This is a genomic window from Nocardioides sp. (assembly GCF_034670285.1).
GTDB lineage: Bacteria > Actinomycetota > Actinomycetes > Propionibacteriales > Nocardioidaceae > Nocardioides.
Genome location: NZ_JAXMNS010000337.1, coordinates 1 through 4,280, shown reverse-complemented (window position 1 = coordinate 4,280; position 4,280 = coordinate 1). Strand labels below are relative to the sequence as shown.

The 4,280-nt window shown below is 70.4% G+C and carries 4 protein-coding genes; all 4 read left to right on the top strand.

The window, feature by feature from the left end:
* A partial coding sequence (locus VOI19_RS15270; RefSeq protein WP_416366388.1) for a transketolase-like TK C-terminal-containing protein occupies positions 1-1,003 on the top strand: 1,003 nt, incomplete at its 5' end.
* Positions 1,004-1,327: 324 nt separating this feature from the next.
* Positions 1,328-2,476 carry an acyl-CoA dehydrogenase family protein gene (locus VOI19_RS15265; protein ID WP_323793822.1) on the top strand — a complete coding sequence of 383 codons (1,149 nt, stop codon included), beginning with the start codon at positions 1,328-1,330 and terminating at the stop codon, positions 2,474-2,476.
* A 43-nt stretch (positions 2,477-2,519) separates the two neighbouring features.
* On the top strand, positions 2,520-3,665 hold the full coding sequence (locus tag VOI19_RS15260; RefSeq protein ID WP_323793821.1) for an acyl-CoA dehydrogenase: 1,146 nt from the start codon (positions 2,520-2,522) through the stop codon (positions 3,663-3,665).
* Positions 3,666-3,669: 4 nt separating this feature from the next.
* Positions 3,670-4,280: SDR family oxidoreductase (locus VOI19_RS15255; protein WP_323793820.1), on the top strand; the 611-nt coding region annotated here is incomplete at its 3' end.

Here is a 4,280-nt window from a genome sequence, read left to right as displayed (position 1 = left end):
CGGGCTGGGGCCTTGGGTGAACCGGCGCAAACTGGTCGCCCGCGAGGCCCAGGCGGATGCCTTTATCGAACACCGCATTCCCTCGACCGCCAAGTGGAACTTTGCCCCCGAGGGCCAGCATTTGGAACTGGGCATCGCCGAGATGAACCTGTTCCTGCTGCTGGGGGCAGCGGGGCTGGCGCACAGCCTCTGGGGCAAGCGGGTGATCCCGGTCGGCACGGTCTATGACCCCTTTGTCTGCCGCGGTCTCGATGCGCTGAACTATGCCTGCTACCAGGATGCCCGCTTCATGGTCGTAGCGACGCCGTCGGGCGTGACGCTGGCGCCGGAGGGCGGCGCGCACCAGTCGATCACCACGCCGTCGATCGGGCTGGAGCAGCCGGGCTGCACCGCCTGGGAGCCGGCCTTCGCCCAGGACCTGGAGTGGTGCTTCCTGGCCGCGATGGACTCCGTGGGGGTGCCGGGCGGCACGTCGTCGTACTTCCGGCTCTCCACGCGACCCCTCGACCCCGAGCTGGCAGCCCTGCCCGACGACCCGGCACTCGTGGAGCGTCGGCGCCGTCAGGCGGTGGCCGGCGGCTACCGGCTCCCGGCCGACCACGCGCTCGGCGACGAGCAGGTGACCCTGGTCGGCGTGGGCGCGATCATGCCCGAGGTGCTCGCCGCGGCCGAGAGCCTGCGCGGGCAGGGCGTCCTGGCCGGCGTGGTCTGCCTGACCAGCCCCGACCTGGTCTTCCGCTCCTTCCAGCAGCGCGGACGCCGGGGCGGCGGCACCGGCGGCGACGTCCTCGAGGAGCTGCTGCCGACGAGCACGCCGGCGCCACTGGTGACCGTCCTCGACGGACACCCCCACACGCTGTCCTTCCTCGCCGGCGCGCGCGGCGACCGCATCCGCTGCCTCGGCGTCGAGGATTTCGGGCAGTCCTCCGGCCTCGCCGACGCCTACGCGCTTCACGGGCTCGACGTCGCCGCGATCGTCGACGCGGCGCTCGGTCTGGTCTGAGCCTGCACACGTTGCCGGCGCGCGTCGTCCCCATCAGTCTCACGCGACCCTGCGACCAGGGAGTTCCTGACGTTCTCAGGGAAAGTTCTCCCTGAGAACGTCAGGAATCCCCGGATCACCGGGGATTCCTGCACCCGCACCACCCACGGGTGTGGCGCGGGTTGTGCGCAGCGCCCAGGATCGATTGGCACTCCCCTGCTAGTCGGGGTCACCCCCCGGCGAGTTAGATGGGAGGCGCACGCCAGATCGAAGCGAGCACCCCAGCCAACACCCCAGCCAACACCCAAGCCAGCACCACACCAGCCGCTACCAGGAGGCACCGCAATGCAGCTCCCGCTGTCGCCCGAGGACGAGAAGTTCCGCGACGAGATGCGCACGTTCTTCACCACCGAGGTCTCCCAGGAGATCCGGACCGCCGTCGCGGAGGGGCGTGAGCTGACCAAGGAGCAGATCGTCGAGTCGCAGCAGACGCTCAACAAGGCCGGGCTCGCCGTCCCGCACTGGCCCGAGGAGTACGGCGGCCGCGGCTGGACCGAGCTGCAGCGCCACATCTGGAACGAGGAGATGCAGGCCGCGAGCGTGCCGATCCCGCTCGCGTTCAACGCCTCCATGATCGGCCCCGTGCTCGCCCAGTTCGGCAGCAAGGAGCAGAAGGACGAGTTCCTTCCCAAGACCGCCAACCTCGACATCTGGTGGAGCCAGGGCTTCTCCGAGCCCGACGCCGGCTCCGACCTCGCCAGCCTGCGCACGACCGCGGTCAAGGACGGCGACCACTACGTCGTCAACGGCCAGAAGACCTGGACGACGCTGGGCCAGTACGGCGACTGGATCTTCACCCTGGTGCGCACCGACCCGGACGTGAAGAAGCAGGCCGGCATCTCGATGCTGCTGATCGACATGAAGTCCGAGGGTCTCGAGGTGCGCCCGATCGAGCTGATCGACGGCGGCCACGAGGTCAACGAGGTCTGGTTCACCGACGTGCGCGTGCCTGTGGCCAACCTCGTCGGCGAGGAGAACAGCGGCTGGACGCAGGCCAAGTTCCTGCTCGGCAACGAGCGCGTCGGCGTCGCGCCGGTGGGCTCGACCAAGCGCGTCCTGGCCCGCGCCAAGGAGCTCGGCGCCGACATCATCAAGGACGACCCGCTGCTGCGCGCGCGCATCATCGAGCTCGAGAACGAGCTGCTCGCCCTCGAGCTGACCGCGCTGCGCGTCGTCGCCCACTCCGAAGGCGGTGAGCCGCACCCGGCCTCCAGCGTGCTCAAGCTCAAGGGCACCGAGCTGCAGCAGGCCGTCAGCGAGCTCGTCGTCGACCTCGGCGGCCCCGAGACCCTCGCGTCCGGCGAGGCCGGCGACACCGAGTCCTGGTACCGCCGCTCGACGCCGACCTACCTCAACCTCCGCAAGGCCTCGATCTACGGCGGGTCCAACGAGGTCCAGCGCCAGATCATCAGCCGCACGATTCTCGGCCTCTGAGCCGGCCCATCAGAGACCAGACCAGGGACAGGAAGAAACAGACATGGACTTCACCTATGACGACGAGCAGGACGCCCTGCGCGACGCCGTACGCGGCCTGATCGGCAAGACCTACAGCGACTACGAGACCCGTCGCCAGACCACCAAGGGCGACCCCGGCTTCGACGAGAAGGTCTGGGGCCAGCTCGCCGAGATGGGCCTGCTCGGCCTCCCTTTCAGCGAGGAGGACGGCGGCGTCGGCGCCGGCCCGGTCGAGATCGGCATCGTGTGCCAGGAGCTCGGTCGCGTCATCGCCCCCGAGCCCTACCTCGGCTCCGTCGTGCTCGCCGGAGGCCTCGTCTCTGCCGTCGGCACGCCCGAGCAGCGCCAGGAGATCCTCGGCGCACTCTCGGCGGGCGAGTCGGTGCTGGCCTTCGCCCACGCCGAGCCCGGCTCGCGCTGGTCCGACTCCGCGAGCGCGGTCACGGCCTCGCAGGACGGCGACGACTGGACCGTCAGCGGCACCAAGGACGGCGTGCTGCACGGCGCTCGCGCCGACGTCCTGATCGTCAGCGCGGCGCTGCCCGACGGCGGCACCGGCCTCTTCGTCGTGGCCGGCGATGCCCCTGCCCGCGAGGGCTACTCGACGTACGACGGTGGGCGCGCCGCCCGCATCACCTTCGACGCCACGGCCGCGACGCCGCTGGGTGCCGCGGGTGCCGACGTCACCGCGAGCATCGCCGTCGTCCACGACATCACGCGGATCATGGCGGCCAACCAGTCGCTCGGCGCGATGCAGACGCTGCTCAAGGCGACCACGGAGTACCTCAAGAGCCGCAAGCAGTTCGGCGTCACGCTCAACACCTTCCAGGCGCTGACCTTCCGGGCCGCCGACATGTACACCTCGCAGGAGCTCACCCACAGCCTCGTCGACTGGGCCACGATGGTCGTCGCCGCGGGCAAGCCCACGGAGGTGGCCGACGCGGCTGCCCGCGTCGGGCTGCAGGTCAGCCGCGGCGGACGTCACGTCGGCCAGGAGGCCATCCAGCTGCACGGCGGCATCGGCATGACCGCCGAGTACAGCGTGGGCATGTACATGGCCCACCTGACCGTGCTCGACCACCTGCTCGGTGACGGCGGCCGCCACCTCAAGGTGCTCGACGGCGTGCTCTACGAGCACGAGGTCATCGACCCGCTCGCGCGGGGCTGATCGCGTGCGGGGACTTCAGGGCAAGGTCGCGATCGTCACCGGTGCCAGTCGCGGCATCGGGCTCGGCATCGCCGAGCGGCTCGTCGCCGAGGGCGCCAAGGTGGTCATCACCGCCCGCAAGCCCGAGGCGCTGGCCGAGGCCGTCGAGTCGCTGGGCGGCTCCGAGCACGCGCTCGGGGTGCCCGGCAACGCCGGCGACGCCGCGCACCGTGCCGATGTCGTCGCGGCGGCGATCGAGGCCTTCGGGAGCGTCGACCTGCTGGTCAACAACACCGGCATCAACCCGGCCTTCGGTCCGTTGATGGAGCTCGACCTCGACGCCGCCCGCAAGATCATGGACGTCAACGTCGTGGCCGCCCTCGGCTTCACGCAGGAGGCCTTCAGGGGCTGGATGAAGGAGCACGGCGGCTCGGTCGTCAACATCTCCTCGCTCTCCGGCGTGCGCCCGGCGCCGTACATCTCGATGTACGGCGCCAGCAAGGCGGCGATGATCAGCCTCACCGAGACCCTCGCCGAGGAGCTCGGGCCGAGGATCCGCGTCAACGCCGTCGCCCCGGCGGTGGTGAAGACCAAGTTCGCCGAGGCGCTCTACGTCGGCCGCGAGGAGGAAGATCG

Excerpts from the sequence above, each read along its gene's own strand:
- VOI19_RS15265 (WP_323793822.1), top strand. The coding sequence starts at position 1,328 with ATGCAGCTCCCGCTGTCGCCCGAGGACGAGAAGTTCCGCGACGAGATG.
- VOI19_RS15260 (WP_323793821.1), top strand. The coding sequence starts at position 2,520 with ATGGACTTCACCTATGACGACGAGCAGGACGCCCTGCGCGACGCCGTA.